Genomic DNA, 19,048 nt, shown 5'->3' with positions numbered 1-19,048 from the left:
CCTTAGCTGGCCTTCTGGCAGTTGCCGGCGATGCTGTAGCCCTCTGCCTGGGCGGCAGATTCGCTGCTGAACTCGACCCGATTCTTTTCGGCAATGCTGTTGTACGACGGGCAGTCCGGGCGGTGGTAGCGCTTCTTGGCCCGGTTGCCGCGCACTTGCCCGGTGGCGTCGGCCACGGTTGCAGCCTTGGTTTTTGCGGGTGCAGCGGGCCTTGCCGGTGACGCGGCGGTCGTGGCCGTGCCCTTGCCTTGCCCCAGCTCTGCACGCAGGAATATCGGCGCGTGATCGGAGATGTTCGCCCGGCCTTGCTGGTGAGTCATGCCCAGGTGTTTCGGGTAGTCGTACACGCCCACGCTGTTGACCTTCAGCGGCGAGGAATGGCTGACGAAGATATTGTCGTAAAGGTTGGCGAATTTGCCGTCGGTTGTGGACAACGTGCTGGCGCCTGCGACCACCAGTGGTCTGGCGGCGGCATTGAGCGACTTCCAGGCAGGCGAAGTGGGCGGCATGTTGAAGTCGCCCATCAGCAGGATGTGATTGTTGCCGGGGTAGACTTCCTTCAGCCAGGTCCAGTAGCTCGACAGCGCATCGATTTCCGCGACCCGGTCAGACGGCTTTTTCCCGTACACGATATGCACCGTGGCCACCACGAAATAGGCATTGTCGGTGAGTGACTTGAAGCGCGCGGAGTAGGGCTCGCGCTCGAAGATCTTCTTGCGGTCCAGGTAGGACACCGCACCGTCTTCATAGGCGACCTTGCTGTCCTTCCACACGAAACCATACATTTCCTTGTACGAAGACCTGCCTACCGCATCGGAGGCCATGTGGCTCCAGGGCTCGCCGCTCTGGCGGCTGAGTTCCCTGGCCAGCTTGTCCAGGGCCGCTTCGCTCATCAGCTCCTGCACAGCCAGAAAATCCACATTTTTGGCGACCTTGGCAATGGCCTTGAAGTCCTTGTTGGGGCGGTCGCTCAGGTGTTCCAGGTTCCAGGTGCCGATACGCGTTTCAGCAAACACCTGGCCACACAACAACATCAGCAGCATCACTGCAGCTGCAAGATTCTTGAACATCATTACTTCCAGATTCTACGGATAACACCATCGCCCAGAAGGGCGACAAGTCGGAGCAGGGTGGGCGGGCAGCGCCTGGCGACGGCTTCAGTCTTCCTTGGGCACAACCCAGAAAATCTGCACGCCGCCGTCATCCCTGTAGGCCAGGGTGACGTTGTCGTTTTCGGCGATTTCCTCGAGCAGGGTCTCCCAGTCGGCAGGCGACTCGTGCTCCAGGCGAAAGATCAGCGCCGCGCGGGACTTCTGCGCGGTTGGCGAGTTGATGATTTTCTGAATGCGGATGCCCAGTTGCTCGTAGCTGCTGACGGGCTTGGCGGCAGAGGAGGTGGCCACAGGTACAGGTTCCTTGTTTTTGCTGTATGCGCATACAGTATTTTACTGTAAGGCTTTTCGCAACTGCGTGTCGCTCAAAGAACCCATGTGACCACACGGCGCAGGCTTTGCTGCACCGTGGGCAAAATAAAAATGGCGAGGTTACAAGAGGTTAGGCCGCCCCGCTGTAGGAAGGGCGGCCTGCCGGGCTACTGCACTCAGTATTCCCAGAAGATGCGCTGCAGCTCTTTGCTGTCCTGGGTCTTGGTCAGGGCGACCATGGCCAGGATGCGCGCTTTTTGCGGGTTCAGGTCGTGCGCCACTACCCAGTCGTTCTTGTCGTCAGGCTGCTCGGCGTTGCGCAGCACGAACCCGCCCTGGTTGACGTGGGACGAACGGATGATCTGCACGCCGTTCTTGCGCAGTTCCTGCAGGGCCGGCACTACGCGCGAAGACACCGAACCGTTGCCGGTGCCGGCATGGATGATGGCCTTGGCGCCATTTTGCGCCAGGGCCTTGTAGGCGGTGTCGCTGACGTTGCCGTAGCTGTAGGCGATGTCCACGGCAGGCAGGCTGCTGATGGTCTTGATGTCGAACTCCGAATCCATCGTGTGGCGCTTGGCCGGCAGGCGGAACCAGTACGACTTGCCTTCCACGACCATGCCCATCGGGCCCCAGGCGCTCTTGAACGCTTCGGTCTTGATGTTGATCGACTTGCTCACGTCGCGACCGGACTGGATCTCGTCGTTCATGGTCACCAGCACGCCCTTGCCGCGCGATTGCTTGTCGCTGGCCACGGCCACGGCGTTGTACAGGTTGAGCATGCCGTCAGCCGACATTGCGGTACCGGGGCGCATGGAGCCCACGACCACGATCGGCTTGTCGGTCTTTTCCACCAGGTTGAGGAAGTAGGCGGTCTCTTCGAGGGTGTCGGTACCGTGGGTGATCACGATGCCGTCCACGTCCTTGCTGTCGGCCAGCTCGGCAACGCGCTTGCCCAGTTGCAGCAGGTTTTCGTTGGTGATGCTTTCGGAGGCGATCTGCATCACCTGCTCGCCGCGTACGTTGGCCAGGTTGGCCAGCTCCGGAACACCGGCAATCAGCTTGTCGACGCCCACCTTGGCGGCTTGATAGGTAGCGCTGTTGGCGGCGCTGGCACCAGCACCGGCAATGGTGCCGCCGGTGGCGAGGATAACCACGTTGGCGAGTTTCTGTTGGGTTTCGGCTTCCTTGGCGTAGGCGCCAGCAGGGAAGAACATGAACAGGGCCAGGGCGGCCGGAGCGAAGGAGTGAAGCGCAGCTTTCATCGTTATTGTTCCTTATGAGTGAAATTGCTGTGTTGCCCACACAAGTTCAGCAGAAAGCGTACCAGTTGCCCAATTAACTGAGCGTTGATGTCAATTCATTGATTTATAAGAAATTTATTTGGGCTTATGCCCCGTGCTGCCCGGAACTGTTTTCGGAAACCCGAATTATTGCGGTGCCAGATGTTCGGTTTTCCGAAGATTTTAAGGATAATTCCCGGCACTATTGGGGCCATGAAGGGCGGTCGGCAGATTTGACAAAACCCGGTAGCGTTTCCATAGTTGTTAACCGCAAACGTTTGCGACCCGACAAAAATCATAAGATTCGGAGTGAACCCATGACGCTGCCCTTCGCTGGACGCCTGCTGGCCGTTGCCATGCTGGCCACCCTCGCCACCGCCGTACCCTTCAGCCACGCCCATGCCGACACCGCCAAGCCCAAGGTGGCCCTGGTGATGAAGTCGCTGGCCAACGAGTTCTTCCTCACCATGGAAGACGGTGCCAAGGCCTACCAGAGAGACCACGCAGGCGAGTTCGACCTGGTATCCAATGGCATCAAGGACGAGTCCGATACCAGCAATCAGATCCGCATCGTTGAGCAGATGATCGTCTCCGGCGTCAACGCGCTGGTGATTGCCCCGGCCGATTCCAAGGCCCTGGTGCCAGTGGTCAAGAAGGCCATGGACGCGGGGATCACCGTGGTCAACATCGACAACCGCCTCGACCCGGATGTACTCAAGAGCAAGAACCTCAGCGTGCCCTTCGTGGGCCCCGACAACCGCAAGGGCGCGCGCCTGGTGGGCGAGTACCTGGCCACCCGCCTGAGCGTGGGCGATCAGGTCGGCATCATCGAGGGCGTGCCGACCACCACCAACGCCCAGCAGCGTACCGCCGGTTTCAAGGAGGCCATGGAGGCAGCCAAGATCAAGATCGTCTCGGTGCAATCGGGCAACTGGGAGATCGACAAGGGCAATGCCGTGGCCTCGGCCATGCTCAACGAATACCCCGACCTCAAGGCGCTGCTGGCCGGCAACGACAGCATGGCGCTCGGCGCGGTGTCGGCGGTGCGCGCGGCAGGCAAGGTCGGTGCGGTGCAGGTGGTGGGCTACGACAACATCAAGGCGATCCAGCCGATGCTGCGCGACGGTCGTGTGCTGGCCACGGCCGATCAATACGCCGCCAAGCAGGCGGTGTTCGGTATCGAGGCGGCCCTGAAGATGCTGCGCGGCGAGAAGCCGGACGTGGATGCCGACAACGTCATCCAGACCCCGGTCGAGCTGGTCAAGCAGCCCTAGCCCGCTGACGGTGCCTGCCGTGGTGCGGGCGCCAGGAGAACACCTTATGTCGGCGACTGCGGATGTCGTGTTGTCGGTCAGTGCAATCGGCAAGACCTACGCCCAGCCCGTGCTGGGCGATATAGAACTGTCCCTGCTGCGCGGCGAAGTGCTGGCCCTGACTGGCGAGAACGGTGCGGGCAAGAGCACCCTGTCGAAAATCATCGGCGGGCTCGAAACCCCCACCACCGGGCAGATGTTCTACCAGGGCCAGGTGTATCAGCCCGCCAGCCGCACCGCGGCCGAGCGCCAGGGCGTGCGCATGGTGATGCAGGAGCTCAACCTGCTGCCCACCCTGAGCGTGGCCGAGAACCTGTTTCTGCACAACCTGCCCAGCCGCGCCGGCTGGGTCAATCGCACGCGCCTGCGCCAACTGGCGACCGCGGCAATGGCGCAGGTGGGGCTCGAAGCGATCGACCCCGATACGCTGGTCGGCGAGCTGGGCATCGGCCATCAGCAGATGGTGGAGATCGCCCGCAACCTGATCGGCGACTGCCATGTGCTGATTCTCGACGAGCCCACCGCGATGCTCACCGCACGCGAGGTGGAGCTGCTGTTCAGCCAGATCGAGCGCCTGCAGCAGCGGGGTGTGTCGATCATCTACATTTCCCACCGCCTCGAAGAGCTCAAGCGCATCGCCCAGCGCATTGCCGTGCTGCGCGACGGCAAGCTGGTGTGCGTGGAACCGATGCAGCGCTACAGCAGCGAGCAACTGGTCAACCTGATGGTGGGGCGCGAGCTGGGCGAGCATATCGACCTGGGGCGCCGCACGATCGGCGAGCCGGTACTGCGTGTCAGCGGCCTGGGCCGGGGCGACAAGGTGCAGGACGTCTCGTTCGAGGTGCGCAGCGGCGAAATCTTCGGCATCTCCGGGCTTATCGGTGCCGGGCGTACCGAGCTGCTGCGCCTGATCTTCGGTGCCGACACGGCCGACAGTGGCAGCATCGAGCTGGGCAGCCCGCTGCGCCCGGTGCGTATCGACTCGCCCATGGCTGCAGTGCGCCACGGCGTGGCCCTGATTACCGAAGACCGCAAGGGCGAAGGCCTGCTGTTGTCGCAGTCGGTCAGCGCCAACCTGGCGTTGGGCAACATGCCGGCGATCTCACGCGCGGGCCTGGTGGATGGTGCTGCCGAGCGTGCCCTGGCCGAGCGCCAGATCCAGGCCATGCGCATCCGCAGCGCCGGGCCCGCACAAACGGTGGGGGAGCTGTCGGGTGGCAACCAGCAGAAGGTGGTGATCGGCCGCTGGCTGGAGCGCGACTGCGCCGTGCTGCTGTTCGACGAGCCCACGCGCGGTATCGATGTGGGCGCCAAGTTCGACATCTATGGGCTGCTCGCCGAGCTGACCCGCCAGGGCAAGGCGCTGGTGGTGGTGTCCAGCGACCTGCGCGAACTCATGCTGATCTGCGATCGCATCGGTGTGCTTTCGGCAGGGCGCCTGATTGAAACCTTCGAGCGTGAGCACTGGAGCCAGGACCAGCTACTGGCCGCCGCCTTTGCCGGCTATCAGAAACGTGACGCGCTGCTGCAAGACGCAGTGCCCAGGAACCCCGCATGAACACTTCCCCGATAGACACACCGCCTGGCCCACCAGCCCGGCGCAGCGGTACCTACCTCGGCCTGGGGACCTACCTGGGCCTGGCCGGTGCGCTGCTGGCGATGGTGGTGCTGTTCTCGTTGCTGAGCAGCCACTTTCTGTCGTACGGCACCTTCAGCACCCTGGCCAACCAGATCCCCGACCTGATGGTGCTGGCGGTGGGCATGACCTTCGTGCTGATCATCGGCGGCATCGACCTGTCGGTGGGTTCGGTACTGGCCCTGGCCGCGTCGGCGGTCAGCGTGGCGATTCTGGGCTGGGGCTGGAGCGTGCTGCCGGCGGCACTGCTCGGCATGGGGTGCGCGGCACTGGCCGGGACCCTTACCGGCTCGATCACCGTGGCCTGGCGCATCCCTTCGTTCATCGTCTCGCTGGGTGTGCTGGAAATGGCGCGTGGCGTGGCCTACCAGCTCACCGACTCGCGCACCGCGTACATCGGTGATGCCTTTGCCTGGCTGTCGGAGCCGGTGGCCTTCGGCATTTCGCCGGCCTTCATCATCGCCTTGCTGGTGATCGTGGTGGCGCAACTGGTGCTGACCCGCACCGTGTTCGGCCGTTACCTGATCGGCATCGGCACCAACGAAGAGGCCGTGCGCCTGGCCGGCATCGATCCGCGCCCGTACAAGATCCTGGTGTTCTCGCTGATGGGCCTGCTGGCCGGCCTGGCGGCGCTGTTCCAGATCTCGCGGCTGGAGGCCGCCGACCCCAACGCCGGCTCCGGGTTGGAGCTGCAGGTGATTGCCGCCGTGGTGATCGGCGGCACCAGCCTGATGGGCGGTCGCGGTTCGGTCATCAGCACCTTCTTCGGTGTGCTGATAATTTCGGTGCTGGCCGCAGGGCTGGCGCAGATCGGCGCCAGCGAGCCGACCAAACGCATCATCACCGGGGCGGTCATCGTGATCGCCGTGGTTCTCGACACTTACCGCAGCCGGCGCGCGCGCCGGCGGACCTGAACAATGGCAACCATCAAAGATGTAGCGGCGCTGGCGGGTATTTCCTATACCACCGTTTCCCACGTGCTGAACAAGACCCGCCCGGTGAGCGAACCGGTGCGGCGCAAGGTAGAAGCGGCGATTGCCGAGCTGGACTACGTGCCCAGTGCGGTGGCGCGCTCGCTCAAGGCGCGCTGCACGGCCACCATCGGCCTGCTGGTGCCCAACAGCGTCAACCCGTATTTCGCCGAACTGGCGCGGGGCATCGAGGATGGCTGCGAGCGCAATGGCTACTGCGTGATCCTGTGCAACTCCGACGACGACCCGCGCAAGCAGCGCAGCTACCTGCGCGTGCTGCTGGAGAAACGCATCGACGGTCTGATCGTGGCCTCGGTGGGCGAGGAGGCCGACCTGCTCGACAGCCTGGCCAGCGTGCGCACGCCCATGGTGATCGTCGACCGCGCGCTGGCGGGCGTCGACGCCGACCTGGTGCGCATCGACCACGAGCAGGGGGCCTACCTGGCCACCCGGCACCTGCTGGAGCTGGGGCACCAGGACATCGCCTGCATCAACGGCCCGGCACACACCAGCGTGGCCAAGATGCGCCTGGCCGGCTTTCACCGGGCACTGGCCCAGGCCGGGGTGCCCCTGCGCGAGGGCCGCGTGGTGGACAGCGACTTTACCAGCCTGGGCGGCTATGGCGCCGCAGCGCAACTGCTGGGCCACGACCGCCCGACCGCGATCTTCGCGGCCAACGACATGATCGGCATGGGCGTGCTGCGTGCCGCGGCCGAGCGCAACATCTGCGTGCCGAGCGAACTGTCGGTGATCGGTTTCGACGATATCCAGATGAGCCAGTACGTCTACCCTGCGCTGACCACGGTAGGGCAGTCGATCCGCGAGCTGGGCGAGATGGCGTCCGAGCTGTTGCTGCGGCGTATCGGTGAGCCGCAGCGCAGTGGGGTAGAGCAGCGCATCGTCGCACCGAGCATCGTGCTGCGCGAGTCCACCGGGCCGCGTCCCGACCTCTTCAATGATTACCGCTAGGACCGACATGCCATGCAAGCGAATGTAGTGGTGGTAGGCAGCCTGAACATGGACCTGGTGACCCGCGCCGAGCGCCTGCCGCAGGCGGGGGAAACCCTGGCCGGCGAGTGGTTCGGCACCGTGCCGGGCGGCAAGGGCGCCAACCAGGCGGTAGCAGCTGCGCGGTTGGGGGCAGCGGTGGCAATGATCGGCTGTGTGGGGGAGGACGCCTACGGTGCGCAGTTGCGTCAGGCGCTGCTCGACGAGGGCATCGATTGCCAGGGCGTGGACACGGCGGCGGGTGTTTCCAGTGGTGTGGCACTGATCGTGGTGGATGCCAGCAGCCAGAACGCCATCGTCATCGTGGCCGGTGGCAACGGGCACTTGCTGCCGGCATCGGTACAGCGCCTGGACCGCCTGCTGCAGGCTGCCGATGTGATCATCTGCCAGCTCGAAGTACCGCAGGCCACCGTGGCACATACCCTGGCCCGTGGCCGGGCGCTGGGCAAGACCGTGATCCTCAACCCGGCCCCGGCCACCGGGCCGCTGCCGGCTGACTGGTTTGCCAACATCGACTACCTGATCCCCAACGAGAGCGAGGCCAGCGCTCTGACCGGGCTGCCGGTGGCTTCGCTGCAGGAGGCGCAGGCAGCCGCCAGCCGACTGCTGGTGTTGGGGGTGGGCAAGGTGATCGTCACCCTGGGCGCGCAAGGCGCTCTGTTCGCCGATGGCCAGGGTTTTGCGCATTTTCCGGCGACGCGGGTGCAGCCACTGGACACCACGGCGGCCGGGGATACCTTCGTCGGTGGCTTTGCCGCTGCGTTGGCCGCTGGCAGGTCGGAGCGCGAGGCCATTGCCTTTGGCCAGCAGGCCGCCGCCATTTCGGTCACCCGCGCCGGTGCCCAGCCCTCCATTCCGTATCTGAGTGAACTGCAGGGGAGCACGCCATGAAGAAGACTCCGTTGCTCAATATCGCCCTGTCGCGCCTGATCGCGTCGCTGGGGCATGGCGATGTGGTGCTGATCGGCGACGCCGGCCTGCCCGTGCCTGCCGGTGTCGAGCTGATCGACCTTGCACTGACGCCCGGCATACCGGATTTCATCAGTACCTTGCACACGGTGCTGGCCGAAATGCAGGTCGAAAGCCACGTGCTGGCCGACGAGACCCTGCAACACAGGCCGCCGGCCCTGGCAGGCATCGAGCTGCTGCATGCCCGCGGCGAGCTGGGCGCGCGCCATTTGATGAGCCATGCGGCGTTCAAGCAGCTCGGTGCGCAGGCCAGGGCCATCGTGCGCACCGGCGAATGCCAGCCCTATACCAACATCGCGCTGGTGGCGGGCGTGACCTTTTGACTGTTGTCCCCTGAGCACAAGGAGTGCCCAATGCCTGAACGTGTCCAAAAAGCCAAACGTTTGCTACGAGGTTTAGTGCTTATGTCTGCCCTGTCGAGTACTGCCGTGCTGGCCGCGCCCCGCGACCTGATCATCGATACCGACCCCGGCGCGGATGACGTGGTGGCGTTGTTGTTCGCCCTGGCGTCGCCAGAGGAACTGAAGGTGCGCGCCATTACCACCGTGGCCGGTAATGTGCGACTCGACAAGACCTCGTGCAACGCACGGCTGGCCCGGGAGTGGGCGGGGCGCGAAGAGGTGCCGGTGTACGCCGGCGCGCCCACGCCGCTGGTGCGCACGCCCATCTATGCCGAGAACATCCATGGCGAGGAGGGCTTGCCTGGCGTGGCGGTGCACGAGCCGAAAAAGGGCCTGGCCCAGGGCAGCGCAGTGCAGTACCTGATTGACACCCTCGGTGGCGCTGAACCCAACAGCATCACCCTTGCCATGCTCGGCCCGCAGACCAACCTGGCACTGGCGCTGATTCAGGCCCCGCAGATCGTCAAGGGCATCAAGGAGGTAGTGGTGATGGGCGGTGCCCACTTCAATGGCGGCAATATCACCCCGGTGGCCGAGTTCAACCTGTACGCCGACCCACAGGCGGCAGAGGTCGTGTTGCGCAGCGGGGTCAAGCTCACCTACCTGCCGCTGGACGTGACCCACAAGGTACTCACCAGCGAGGCGCGCCTGAAGCAGATTCGCGGGTTGAACAACCACGCCAGCAAGCTGGTGGGCGATATTCTGGATGCTTACGTCAAGGGGGACATGGCGCACTACGGCCTGCCGGGTGGGCCGGTGCACGATGCCAGCGTGATTGCCTACCTGCTCAAGCCCGAGCTGTTCAGTGGCCGGCAGATTCACATGAGCGTGGATAGCCGCGAAGGCCCGACCTTTGGTCAGACCATTGCGGACTGGTACGGCACGCTCGAGCTACCGGCCAATGTGATGTGGATCGAGAGCGGCGATGCCCAGGGCTTTTTCGATTTGCTCAGCGAGCGTCTTGCTCGATTGCAGTAATGGGTGTGGGCTGGTGTTCGGTCGCGGGCCAGTGGCGTTCGAACACCTGGTCGACGAAGGTGCGGGCAGCTTCGTGGCCGAGGTCTTGAAGCAGCAGGTCGGCGGCGATGATGAACAGCTCTTCGGTGGTGCCGGGGCTGTAGGAACGATGGCCGTCAGGCCATGTGACCTTGATGTTGGTGTCCAGGGTGGGGCTATTCATGGGGGTCTCGATCGAAAATACGCGTGCTGTTTGGTGCAGATGCCGGGCCCTGGCGTCTACAGCGGGGGCATGATTGCGCTCCGCCAACAGGTACAAGTTAAACATGTTGCAACAGGGCCAGCACTGCTACTTATGCATAAGCAGCGGGGCTAGGCAAACTAATTGGTGGTTGGGTTCGCCTATTCGTGACGTCTGTACCGATTCGTCGTTGGCACTTGGGTCGGCGCGGTAGCCGTGGAGCTGGCTTGCCAGCGAAGAGGGCGAACAGAGTCCGCCTGATGTACCCTGCACCCCACAGCCACCGCGCACGCCCGAGGACACCCCGTGCAGATCGACTTGAACACCCCCGAGCAGCTCACCCCCCAGCAGGTGCGCCAGCTGCTGGCCGAAGGCAACGACCGAATCCACAACCAGTTGCGCGTCACCCGCGGCGGCATTGCCTACCTGTCGCAGATTACCGGCGGGCGCGAGCTCGATGGCCTGCTGTTTCGCCTCGAGACCTGGGCCGCCGGCTCGGGCTGCGTGGGCCCTGTTGCCGCCGACGACGAACGCTGGGTCATGCAGGTGTACAACGTGCTGGCCAGCAACTGGCCCAAGCCCGCCAGCGACTACATCGATATCTACTGAACCGCTGCGCTCAGGCAAAATCCGGTCACGATTGAGGTTTCCCTGACGAGCACGTCTCAGGCAGACTGGGACGTTTTTGCAACCAAAAGTGCTTAAAACTGTCGTATCAGACAGCATTCCAGTATTTGAAAGGAGGATTCATGTTCCGCACGCGTGCAACATTGGCGAGCCTGTTGGCAGCCGTGGTTCTGGCAGGTTGCAGTACCGATGGCTCATCGTCCAAGGCGCCAGAGGTAGCGGCAGCACCGAACCTCGATGGTCGCTGCGATGCCAGCAACGCCGCATTCACCGTCGGCAAGCCGGCAACCCCCGAGCTGCTGGAGCAGGCGCGCAAGGCGAGCGGGGCGCAGATCGCCCGCGTGCTCAAGCCGACCGACATGATCACCCTGGAGTACCGTTCCGAGCGCTTGAACCTCAACGCCGACGACAAGGGCGTGGTCACCCGGGTCAACTGCGGCTGATTCCGCCCCGGGCCTGCCGTTGCATAAACGGCAGGCAAAAAAAAACCCGTCCAAGGACGGGTTTTTTTAATTCGTCAGAACTTACTCTGGACGAACTTGTGCAGCCTGCATGCCCTTCTGGCCTTTTTCGGCAACGAAGGAGACGGTCTGGCCTTCTTTCAGGCTCTTGAAGCCGTCAGACTCGATGGCCTTGAAGTGTACGAACAGGTCGTCGCCGCCACCTTGTGGAGTGATGAAGCCGAAGCCTTTTTCATCGTTGAACCATTTGACGGTGCCGGTTTGGCGATTGGACATGGGTGTATCTCCAGGAAACATGATGTTTTTCAGTAGTGCGGTGTCGCCGAGGCCAACAAGGTGCACAGAGGCATCATAGTCTAATTTTGCGCTTGTGGTGACTTTTACGTGTGCCGAATGCTGATCTGGCGCAAATTAACTGAGTTTTGTATGGCCTGCGCCCTTATTTCTGGGGCTTGCAGGCCTTCGTAACCAGCTGGGTTGCCTTGTCTATGAGCTTCTGGTCTACGCCGTCAGTGCTGTTGAGCTCTTTGATCTCTGCGTCCGAAAAGTTTTTTTCGATCACATTCACGCTGCAGCTGCAGTGCTTTTCGGCGGATTGTTTCGTCATGCCCGGCTGGGCAGAGGCGGTGGCCACGCAGGACGTCAGGTAGCCTGGTGGAACAGTGCCTGCGTTGGCGCCAAGCGGCAGCAGCAGGGCACCAGTGGCCGCCAAGGCCAGAAGAGAATGAAGTCGCATACCGGTCACTCCTTTATTAGGTCGGGTGTATCTAGAGTAGGTCGCTTCCTAATCTCTGAGCGGAAAAAAACCGCTCAAGTTCACCGCATCGGTCTAATTTCAGAATATTTCTGCATATCCCCGGGCCATGGCCCTACGCGCCGAAAGCTTTGTGCTAGCATGCCTGGCTCAGGATTTGGCCGATTCGTCTTGCCGCTCAAATCTTTCTATATATATGTATCCAGTCACTCTGGTTCGTACCCTGGCAGGCCCTTGGGCTTCTGCCACTGTGAGGCAGGCTTTGCATTGCAAAGACAGGGTCGAATCGCGTACTGGCTCATCCCAACCCACGTGACCTTTGGTAGGGGTCACCACTAGGAGAGGAGGCGCCATGCCCACTATTACTCTTCCCGATGGCAGTCAACGTTCGTTCGACAAGGCCGTAACCGTAGCCGAGGTCGCCGCATCCATTGGTGCAGGCCTGGCCAAGGCCACCGTGGCCGGCAAGGTCGACGGCAAGCTGGTCGACGCGTGCGACCTGATCGAGCAGGACGCCAGCCTGCAAATCATCACGCCCAAGGACGAAGAGGGGCTGGAGATCATCCGTCACTCCTGCGCTCACCTGGTCGGTCATGCCGTCAAGCAGCTGTACCCGACCGCCAAGATGGTGATCGGCCCGGTCATCGACGAGGGCTTCTACTACGACATCGCGTATGAGCGTCCCTTCACCCCGGAAGACCTGGCGGCGATCGAGCAGCGCATGCAGCAGCTGATCGAGAAGGACTACGACGTCATCAAGAAGGTCACCCCGCGCGCCGAGGTGATCGAGCTGTTCAAGGCCCGTGGCGAAGACTACAAGCTGCGCCTGGTCGAAGACATGCCGAACGAACAGGCCATGGGCCTGTACTTCCATGAAGAATACGTCGACATGTGCCGCGGCCCGCACGTGCCCAATACGCGCTTTCTCAAGTCGTTCAAGCTGACCAAGCTGTCCGGTGCCTACTGGCGCGGCGACGCCAAGAACGAGCAACTGCAACGTGTGTACGGCACGGCCTGGGCTGACAAGAAGCAGCTGGCCGCCTACATCCAGCGCATCGAAGAGGCCGAGAAACGCGACCACCGCAAGATCGGCAAGCGCCTGAACCTGTTCCACCTCCAGGAAGAAGCGCCGGGCATGGTGTTCTGGCACCCCAATGGCTGGACCCTGTACCAGGTGCTCGAGCAGTACATGCGCAAGGTGCAACGCGACAACGGCTACCTGGAAATCAAGACCCCGCAAGTGGTCGACCGCACGCTGTGGGAGAAGTCCGGGCACTGGGCCAACTACGGTGACAACATGTTCACCACCCAGTCCGAGAACCGCGACTACGCCATCAAGCCGATGAACTGCCCGTGCCACGTACAGGTGTTCAACCAGGGCCTGAAGAGCTACCGCGAGCTGCCGCTGCGTCTGGCCGAGTTCGGCGCTTGCCATCGCAACGAGCCTTCGGGCGCCCTGCACGGCATCATGCGTGTGCGCGGCTTCGTGCAGGACGATGCGCACATCTTCTGCACCGAAGAACAGATGCAGTCCGAGTCCGCCGCGTTCATCAAGCTGACCCTGGACGTGTACAAGGACTTCGGCTTCAAGGACATCGAGCTCAAGCTCTCGACGCGCCCTGAAAAGCGCGTGGGTTCCGACGACCTGTGGGACCGTGCCGAAGGCGCACTGGCCGCCGCGCTCGACAGCGCCGGCCTGCCGTACGACCTGCAGCCGGGTGAAGGGGCGTTCTACGGCCCGAAAATCGAATTCTCGCTGAAGGATTGCCTTGGCCGTGTGTGGCAGTGTGGTACCCTGCAGCTCGACTTCAACCTGCCGATCCGTCTGGGCGCCGAATACGTCTCCGAAGACAACGGCCGCAAGCATCCAGTAATGCTGCACCGTGCCATCCTCGGTTCGTTCGAGCGTTTCGTCGGAATTCTCATCGAGCACTACGAAGGTGCATTCCCAGCCTGGCTGGCGCCTACGCAGGCGGTGATCATGAATATCACCGACAAACAAGCGGATTTCGCCCAGAAAGTGGAAAAAACTCTGGCCGAAAGCGGCTTCCGTGCCAAGTCCGACTTGAGAAATGAGAAAATCGGCTTTAAAATCCGCGAGCATACCTTGCTCAAGGTTCCCTATCTCCTGGTTATCGGGGATCGGGAAGTCGAAACGCAAACTGTCGCTGTGCGTACCCGCGAAGGTGCTGACCTGGGCTCCATGCCCGTCGCCCAATTTGCGGACCTGCTCGCGCAAGCGGTTTCCCGGCGTGGTCGCCAAGATTCGGAGTAATTACTATTAAGCGTGATATGAGACAAGATAAACGAGCTGCACCGAAAGCCCCGATCAACGAGAATATCTCGGCACGTGAGGTTCGGTTAATTGGCGCTGACGGCGAGCAGTTGGGCATCGTCTCGATTGAAGAAGCGCTTCGTATCGCTGAAGAAGCGAAACTGGACCTGGTAGAAATTTCTGCTGACGCCGTTCCGCCTGTCTGCAAAGTCCTCGACTACGGCAAAAGCCTGTTCGAGAAGAAAAAGCAGCAGGCTGCGGCGAAGAAGAACCAGAAGATCATCCAGATCAAAGAAATCAAGTTTCGTCCAGGGACGGAGGAAGGGGATTACCAGGTAAAACTACGCAACCTGGTACGTTTCCTTACTGATGGGGACAAGACCAAAATCTCTCTGAGATTCCGTGGTCGTGAGATGGCCCACCAGGAGCTGGGTATGGAACTGTTGAAGCGGATCGAAGCTGATCTTGCCGAATACGGGACCGTCGAACAGCATCCTAAGATGGAAGGACGCCAGCTTTTGATGGTCATCGCCCCCAAGAAAAAGAAATAACCACCAGGGCACGGCAGGCCTTGCGGTTATGTTTATCAACTGAATGCGGAGTATCCGAACATGCCAAAAATGAAAACCAAAAGCGGTGCAGCCAAGCGTTTCTTGAAAACGGCTAACGGCATCAAGCACAAACACGCTTTCAAGAGCCACATCCTGACCAAAATGTCGACCAAGCGTAAGCGTCAACTTCGCGGTAGCAGCCTGCTGCACGCGTCGGACGTTGCAAAAGTCGAGCGCATGCTGCGCCTTCGTTAATTTTTGGTTATAGATAGAGGAAATTACTCATGGCTCGTGTAAAGCGTGGCGTCATCGCTCGTAAGCGTCACAAGAAAATTCTGAAACTGGCTAAAGGTTACTACGGCGCTCGCTCGCGCGTATTCCGTGTTGCCAAGCAAGCGGTCATCAAGGCAGGCCAATACGCCTACCGCGACCGTCGCCAGAAAAAACGTCAGTTCCGCGCTCTGTGGATCGCTCGTATCAACGCTGGTGCTCGCGTCAACGGTCTGTCCTACAGCCGCCTGATCGCTGGCCTGAAAAAAGCGTCGATCGAAATCGACCGCAAAGTTCTGGCTGATCTGGCAGTGAACGAAAAAGCGGCGTTTGCTGCGATTGTCGAAAAGGCTAAAGCCGTTCTGGCTTAAGTACCCACGACAATCATTCGCCGTCGATGTCGGCGGCGGATGTTAAACGTCATAGATAGGGGAAGAGCCTGTAAGCTCTTCCCCTATTTTGTATCTGGAGTCTGTACATGGAAAACCTGGATGCGTTGGTCTCCCAAGCCCTCGAGGCTGTGGAGCGCGCTGAAGACATCAATGCCCTGGAGCAGATCCGGGTTCAATTCCTTGGCAAGAAAGGCGAACTGACTCAGGTGATGAAGACCCTGGGCAACCTGCCGGCTGAAGAGCGGCCCAAAGTCGGCGCGCTGATCAACGAAGCCAAGGAACGCGTTACCGAGGTGCTCAACGCCCGCAAGGCCGCCTATGAAGAAGCCGAGCTCAGCGCTCGCCTGGCTGCCGAATGCATTGACGTCACCTTGCCTGGCCGTGGCCAGACCTCCGGTGGTTTGCACCCTGTCACCCGTACCCTCGAACGCATCGAGCAGTTCTTCACCCATATCGGCTACGGCATCGCCGAAGGCCCGGAAGTCGAAGACGACTACCACAACTTCGAAGCGCTCAACATTCCCGGCCACCACCCGGCCCGGGCAATGCATGACACCTTCTACTTCAATGCCAACATGCTGCTGCGCACCCACACCTCGCCGGTGCAAGTGCGGACCATGGAGTCCACTCAGCCGCCGATTCGCATTGTCTGCCCGGGTCGCGTGTACCGCAACGACTCGGACATTACCCACTCGCCGATGTTTCACCAGGTCGAAGGCCTGCTGATCGATCGCGACATCAATTTTGCCGACCTCAAAGGCACCATCGAAGAATTCCTGCGCGTGTTCTTCGAAAAAGAGCTGGCGGTACGTTTCCGTCCGTCGTTCTTCCCCTTCACCGAGCCTTCGGCTGAAGTCGATATCCAGTGCGTGATGTGCAGCGGCAAGGGCTGCCGTGTGTGCAAGCAGACCGGTTGGCTCGAAGTCATGGGCTGCGGCATGGTGCACCCGAACGTGCTGCGCATGTCTGGTATCGACCCCGAAGAGTTCTCGGGCTTCGCATTTGGCATGGGGGCCGAGCGCCTGGCCATGCTGCGTTACGGCGTCAACGATTTGCGCCTGTTCTTCGACAACGACTTGCGGTTCCTTGCGCAATTTCGCTAGGTCGCGCACCCGTAACGAATCTTTAGGAGAGCAGGATGAAATTCAGTGAAAAGTGGCTGCGCGGTTGGGTCAACCCGCAGGTATCCCGTGACGAGCTGGTGGCACGTCTGTCCATGGCCGGTCTTGAGGTCGACAGCGTAACCCCGGCCGCCGGTCAATTCAGCGGCATCGTGGTGGGCGAGGTGCTGAGCACCGAGCAGCACCCCGACGCCGACAAGCTGCGTGTGTGCCAGGTCAGCAATGGCAGCGAGACCTTCCAGGTAGTGTGCGGCGCGCCGAATGTGCGCCCTGGCCTGAAGATCCCGTTCGCCATGATCGGCGCCGAACTGCCAGGCGACTTCAAAATCAAGAAGGCCAAGCTGCGTGGCGTCGAGTCCAACGGCATGCTGTGCTCGGCCGCCGAGCTGCAGATCAGCGAAGAGAACGACGGCCTGCTGGAACTGGCGGCAGACGCCCCGGTTGGCCAGGACATTCGCGGGTATCTGGACCTGGACGATGCCAGCATCGAGGTCGACCTGACCCCGAACCGCGGCGACTGCCTGTCCCTGGCCGGCCTCGCCCGTGAAGTCGGCGCCCTGTACGGCGCCCCGGTCACCCGCCCGACCGTGCCGGCCATTGCGCCAGGCATCGACGACGTGCGCCCGGTAGACGTGCTGGCGCCTGCCGCGTGCCCGCGTTACCTGGGCCGCGTTATCCGTAACGTCGACCTGTCACGCCCGACCCCGCTGTGGATGGTCGAGCGTCTGCGCCGCAGTGACGTGCGCAGCATCGATGCTGCCGTCGACATCACCAACTACGTGATGATCGAGCTGGGCCAGCCGCTGCACGCCTTCGACCTGGCTGAAATCAACGGTGGCATCCGAGTGCGCATGGCCGAGGAGGGCGAGAAGTTCGTCCTGCTCGATGGCCAGGAAGTTGCCCTGCGTGCCGACACGCTGGTCATCGCCGACCACGATCGCGCCCTGGCCATTGCCGGCGTGATGGGTGGCGAGCACAGCGGCGTTGCGGCCACCACCAAGGATATCTTCCTTGAAAGCGCCTTCTTCGAGCCGATCTCGGTGGCTGGCAAGGCCCGTTCCTACGGCCTGCACACCGATGCCTCGCACCGCTACGAGCGTGGCGTCGACTCGCAACTGGCCCGCGAAGCCATGGAGCGCGCCACTGGCCTGCTGCTGGATATCGTAGGCGGCGAAGCCGGCCCGATCATCGAGACCGTCAGCCCAGAGCACCTGCCCAACATCGCCCCGGTCACCCTGCGTGCCGAGCGTATCACCCAGATGCTGGGCATGGAGATGGACAGCGCCGAAGTCGAGCAACTGCTCAACGGCCTGGGCCTGAAAACCAGCGGTGAGGCGGGGCAGTGGCAGGTCGAAGTACCCAGCCATCGCTTCGACATCAGCCTGGAAGTGGACCTGATCGAAGAGCTGGCCCGTCTGTACGGCTACAACCGCCTGCCGGTCCGTTACCCGCAAGCGCGCCTGGCCCCGCAGGCCAGGTCTGAAGTGCGTGGCGAACTGCCTGCGCTGCGTCGCCTGCTGGTTGCCCGTGGCTACCAGGAAGCGATCACCTACAGCTTCATCGACCCCAAGCAGTTCGAGCTGTTCAACCCTGGCGTAGAGCCGCTGCTGCTGGCCAACCCGATTTCCAGCGACATGGCGGCCATGCGCGTCAGCCTGTGGCCGGGCCTGGTCAAGGCACTGCAGCACAACCTCAACCGCCAGCAAGACCGCGTGCGCCTGTTCGAGAGCGGCCAGCGCTTCGTCGGCCAGCTGGGCGACCTCAAGCAACAGCCGATGCTGGCTGGTGTGGTCTGCGGCAGCCGCCTGCCGGAAGGCTGGGCCAACGGCCGCGACACCATCGACTTCTTCGATGTGAAGGCCGACGTTGAAGCGGTACTGGGCTTCTCCGGTTCGCTCGACGACTTCACCTTCGTGCCCGGCAAACACCCGGCGCTGCACCCAGGCCAGACCGCGCGCATCGAGCGTGACGGCGTCGAAGTCGGCTACCTGGGCGCCTTGCACCCCGAGCTGGTCAAGACCCTGGGCCTGGATCGCACCGTGTATGTGTTCGAGCTGGTGCTGGCGGATGTAGTGGAAGGGCGCCTGCCGAAGTTCCACGAACTGTCGCGCTTCCCCGAAGTACGCCGTGACCTGGCGTTGATCGCAGGGCGTGATGTGGCGGCCAGCGCGGTGCTGGATGTAATCCGTGAAAACGCGGGCGAGTGGCTCACCGACCTCAGGCTGTTTGATGTGTATCAGGGTAAAGGTATTGATCCTGATAGAAAAAGCCTGGCCGTCGGCTTGACCTGGCAGCATCCATCGCGCACTCTTAACGACGATGAGGTGAACGCCACCACGCAAAACATTCTCACCTCGCTTGAACAAAGGTTGAACACCACGTTAAGGAAATAGC

General features: G+C 62.1%; 21 protein-coding genes. 15 read left to right on the top strand and 6 right to left on the bottom strand.

What is annotated here, in order from left to right:
• Window positions 1-2: 2 nt before the first annotated feature.
• The 3 genes from KH389_RS17995 to KH389_RS17985 form a co-directional block, all read right to left on the bottom strand.
• Complete coding sequence (locus KH389_RS17995; RefSeq protein ID WP_088515221.1) at window positions 3-1,070, bottom strand: endonuclease/exonuclease/phosphatase family protein; 1,068 nt, start codon at window positions 1,068-1,070, stop codon at window positions 3-5.
• 87 nt (window positions 1,071-1,157) lie between these two features.
• Window positions 1,158-1,403, bottom strand: a complete 246-nt coding sequence (locus KH389_RS17990; protein ID WP_043860816.1) for a DUF1654 domain-containing protein — start codon at window positions 1,401-1,403, stop codon at window positions 1,158-1,160.
• 197 nt (window positions 1,404-1,600) lie between these two features.
• Window positions 1,601-2,689 carry an asparaginase gene (locus KH389_RS17985; protein ID WP_043860815.1) on the bottom strand — a complete coding sequence of 363 codons (1,089 nt, stop codon included), beginning with the start codon at window positions 2,687-2,689 and terminating at the stop codon, window positions 1,601-1,603.
• A 335-nt stretch (window positions 2,690-3,024) separates the two neighbouring features.
• On the opposite strand from KH389_RS17985, the gene KH389_RS17980 reads away from it, so the two are divergent.
• Genes KH389_RS17980 through KH389_RS17950 form a run of 7 tightly spaced genes read left to right on the top strand, consistent with a single transcriptional unit; the run spans window position 3,025 to window position 9,983 of the window.
• Window positions 3,025-3,981, top strand: a complete 957-nt coding sequence (locus KH389_RS17980) for a sugar ABC transporter substrate-binding protein (RefSeq protein ID WP_213605988.1) — start codon at window positions 3,025-3,027, stop codon at window positions 3,979-3,981.
• A gap of 46 nt (window positions 3,982-4,027) precedes the next feature.
• Window positions 4,028-5,578 carry a sugar ABC transporter ATP-binding protein gene (locus KH389_RS17975; RefSeq protein WP_116054978.1) on the top strand — a complete coding sequence of 517 codons (1,551 nt, stop codon included), beginning with the start codon at window positions 4,028-4,030 and terminating at the stop codon, window positions 5,576-5,578.
• The gene (locus KH389_RS17970; protein ID WP_054915267.1) at window positions 5,575-6,570 is read left to right on the top strand and encodes an ABC transporter permease; all 996 of its coding nucleotides are present in this window, start codon (window positions 5,575-5,577) and stop codon (window positions 6,568-6,570) included. Before KH389_RS17975 ends, KH389_RS17970 begins: the two co-directional genes overlap by 4 nt.
• 3 nt (window positions 6,571-6,573) lie before the next feature.
• Window positions 6,574-7,596: a LacI family DNA-binding transcriptional regulator gene (locus KH389_RS17965; protein WP_043860811.1), complete on the top strand. Its 1,023-nt coding sequence runs from the start codon at window positions 6,574-6,576 to the stop codon at window positions 7,594-7,596.
• Window positions 7,597-7,608: 12 nt separating this feature from the next.
• Window positions 7,609-8,526, top strand: coding sequence for a ribokinase (gene rbsK / locus KH389_RS17960; RefSeq protein ID WP_213605987.1), 918 nt, complete (start codon window positions 7,609-7,611; stop codon window positions 8,524-8,526).
• A complete protein-coding gene (gene rbsD, locus KH389_RS17955) occupies window positions 8,523-8,927 on the top strand; it encodes a D-ribose pyranase (RefSeq protein WP_043860809.1) in 405 nt (134 codons plus the stop codon). Before rbsK ends, rbsD begins: the two co-directional genes overlap by 4 nt.
• Before the next feature lie 30 nt (window positions 8,928-8,957).
• Window positions 8,958-9,983 carry a nucleoside hydrolase gene (locus KH389_RS17950; protein ID WP_213605986.1) on the top strand — a complete coding sequence of 342 codons (1,026 nt, stop codon included), beginning with the start codon at window positions 8,958-8,960 and terminating at the stop codon, window positions 9,981-9,983.
• On the opposite strand, the gene KH389_RS17945 is transcribed toward KH389_RS17950, so the two are convergent.
• Window positions 9,955-10,185 (bottom strand): hypothetical protein, encoded by a 231-nt coding sequence (locus tag KH389_RS17945; protein WP_043860807.1) that lies wholly within the window; start codon window positions 10,183-10,185, stop codon window positions 9,955-9,957. The genes KH389_RS17950 and KH389_RS17945 overlap by 29 nt on opposite strands.
• Window positions 10,186-10,509: 324 nt before the next feature.
• Here KH389_RS17945 and KH389_RS17940 point away from each other — a divergent pair, with 324 nt between their 5' ends.
• Both KH389_RS17940 and KH389_RS17935 read left to right on the top strand, forming a co-directional pair.
• Window positions 10,510-10,812, top strand: a complete 303-nt coding sequence (locus KH389_RS17940) for a hypothetical protein (protein WP_054915264.1) — start codon at window positions 10,510-10,512, stop codon at window positions 10,810-10,812.
• Between the two features lie 140 nt (window positions 10,813-10,952).
• Window positions 10,953-11,273, top strand: coding sequence for an I78 family peptidase inhibitor (locus KH389_RS17935; protein WP_043860805.1), 321 nt, complete (start codon window positions 10,953-10,955; stop codon window positions 11,271-11,273).
• 81 nt (window positions 11,274-11,354) lie between these two features.
• Here KH389_RS17935 and KH389_RS17930 read toward each other — a convergent pair whose 3' ends face one another.
• Entirely contained in the window at window positions 11,355-11,567 is a 213-nt protein-coding gene (locus KH389_RS17930) for a cold-shock protein (protein ID WP_003179963.1), read from the bottom strand.
• A gap of 163 nt (window positions 11,568-11,730) precedes the next feature.
• The gene (locus tag KH389_RS17925; RefSeq protein WP_043860804.1) at window positions 11,731-12,027 is read right to left on the bottom strand and encodes a hypothetical protein; all 297 of its coding nucleotides are present in this window, start codon (window positions 12,025-12,027) and stop codon (window positions 11,731-11,733) included.
• Window positions 12,028-12,397: 370 nt separating this feature from the next.
• On the opposite strand from KH389_RS17925, the gene thrS reads away from it, so the two are divergent.
• The 6 genes from thrS (at window position 12,398) to pheT (ending at window position 19,047) form a co-directional block, all read left to right on the top strand.
• The gene (gene thrS / locus KH389_RS17920) at window positions 12,398-14,320 is read left to right on the top strand and encodes a threonine--tRNA ligase (protein WP_043860803.1); all 1,923 of its coding nucleotides are present in this window, start codon (window positions 12,398-12,400) and stop codon (window positions 14,318-14,320) included.
• The gene (gene infC, locus KH389_RS17915; RefSeq protein ID WP_173925091.1) at window positions 14,320-14,871 is read left to right on the top strand and encodes a translation initiation factor IF-3; all 552 of its coding nucleotides are present in this window, start codon (window positions 14,320-14,322) and stop codon (window positions 14,869-14,871) included. Before thrS ends, infC begins: the two co-directional genes overlap by 1 nt.
• Window positions 14,872-14,931: 60 nt before the next feature.
• The gene (gene rpmI / locus KH389_RS17910) at window positions 14,932-15,126 is read left to right on the top strand and encodes a 50S ribosomal protein L35 (RefSeq protein WP_027620572.1); all 195 of its coding nucleotides are present in this window, start codon (window positions 14,932-14,934) and stop codon (window positions 15,124-15,126) included.
• A 29-nt stretch (window positions 15,127-15,155) separates the two neighbouring features.
• Window positions 15,156-15,512, top strand: coding sequence for a 50S ribosomal protein L20 (gene rplT, locus KH389_RS17905; protein WP_043860801.1), 357 nt, complete (start codon window positions 15,156-15,158; stop codon window positions 15,510-15,512).
• 107 nt (window positions 15,513-15,619) lie between these two features.
• On the top strand, window positions 15,620-16,636 hold the full coding sequence (gene pheS / locus KH389_RS17900; RefSeq protein ID WP_054915262.1) for a phenylalanine--tRNA ligase subunit alpha: 1,017 nt from the start codon (window positions 15,620-15,622) through the stop codon (window positions 16,634-16,636).
• Between the two features lie 35 nt (window positions 16,637-16,671).
• Window positions 16,672-19,047, top strand: coding sequence for a phenylalanine--tRNA ligase subunit beta (pheT, locus tag KH389_RS17895; protein ID WP_213605985.1), 2,376 nt, complete (start codon window positions 16,672-16,674; stop codon window positions 19,045-19,047).
• Window position 19,048 lies beyond the last annotated feature (1 nt).

The sequence above is a fragment of the Pseudomonas qingdaonensis genome, from assembly GCF_018398475.1.
Classification (GTDB): Bacteria; Pseudomonadota; Gammaproteobacteria; order Pseudomonadales; family Pseudomonadaceae; genus Aquipseudomonas; species Aquipseudomonas palmensis.
Note: the sequence above shows the minus strand (reverse complement) of the source record. Positions and strands in the feature narration are given on the sequence as shown.

Excerpts from the sequence above, each read along its gene's own strand:
- rbsK (WP_213605987.1), top strand. The coding sequence starts at position 7,609 with ATGCAAGCGAATGTAGTGGTGGTAGGCAGCCTGAACATGGACCTGGTG.
- KH389_RS17970 (WP_054915267.1), top strand. The coding sequence starts at position 5,575 with ATGAACACTTCCCCGATAGACACACCGCCTGGCCCACCAGCCCGGCGC.
- KH389_RS17945 (WP_043860807.1), bottom strand. The coding sequence starts at position 10,185 with ATGAATAGCCCCACCCTGGACACCAACATCAAGGTCACATGGCCTGAC.
- rbsD (WP_043860809.1), top strand. The coding sequence starts at position 8,523 with ATGAAGAAGACTCCGTTGCTCAATATCGCCCTGTCGCGCCTGATCGCG.
- rplT (WP_043860801.1), top strand. The coding sequence starts at position 15,156 with ATGGCTCGTGTAAAGCGTGGCGTCATCGCTCGTAAGCGTCACAAGAAA.
- pheT (WP_213605985.1), top strand. The coding sequence starts at position 16,672 with ATGAAATTCAGTGAAAAGTGGCTGCGCGGTTGGGTCAACCCGCAGGTA.
- KH389_RS17995 (WP_088515221.1), bottom strand. The coding sequence starts at position 1,070 with ATGTTCAAGAATCTTGCAGCTGCAGTGATGCTGCTGATGTTGTTGTGT.
- KH389_RS17980 (WP_213605988.1), top strand. The coding sequence starts at position 3,025 with ATGACGCTGCCCTTCGCTGGACGCCTGCTGGCCGTTGCCATGCTGGCC.
- pheS (WP_054915262.1), top strand. The coding sequence starts at position 15,620 with ATGGAAAACCTGGATGCGTTGGTCTCCCAAGCCCTCGAGGCTGTGGAG.
- KH389_RS17985 (WP_043860815.1), bottom strand. The coding sequence starts at position 2,689 with ATGAAAGCTGCGCTTCACTCCTTCGCTCCGGCCGCCCTGGCCCTGTTC.
- KH389_RS17965 (WP_043860811.1), top strand. The coding sequence starts at position 6,574 with ATGGCAACCATCAAAGATGTAGCGGCGCTGGCGGGTATTTCCTATACC.
- KH389_RS17975 (WP_116054978.1), top strand. The coding sequence starts at position 4,028 with ATGTCGGCGACTGCGGATGTCGTGTTGTCGGTCAGTGCAATCGGCAAG.
- KH389_RS17935 (WP_043860805.1), top strand. The coding sequence starts at position 10,953 with ATGTTCCGCACGCGTGCAACATTGGCGAGCCTGTTGGCAGCCGTGGTT.
- thrS (WP_043860803.1), top strand. The coding sequence starts at position 12,398 with ATGCCCACTATTACTCTTCCCGATGGCAGTCAACGTTCGTTCGACAAG.
- KH389_RS17930 (WP_003179963.1), bottom strand. The coding sequence starts at position 11,567 with ATGTCCAATCGCCAAACCGGCACCGTCAAATGGTTCAACGATGAAAAA.
- KH389_RS17925 (WP_043860804.1), bottom strand. The coding sequence starts at position 12,027 with ATGCGACTTCATTCTCTTCTGGCCTTGGCGGCCACTGGTGCCCTGCTG.
- KH389_RS17950 (WP_213605986.1), top strand. The coding sequence starts at position 8,958 with ATGCCTGAACGTGTCCAAAAAGCCAAACGTTTGCTACGAGGTTTAGTG.
- rpmI (WP_027620572.1), top strand. The coding sequence starts at position 14,932 with ATGCCAAAAATGAAAACCAAAAGCGGTGCAGCCAAGCGTTTCTTGAAA.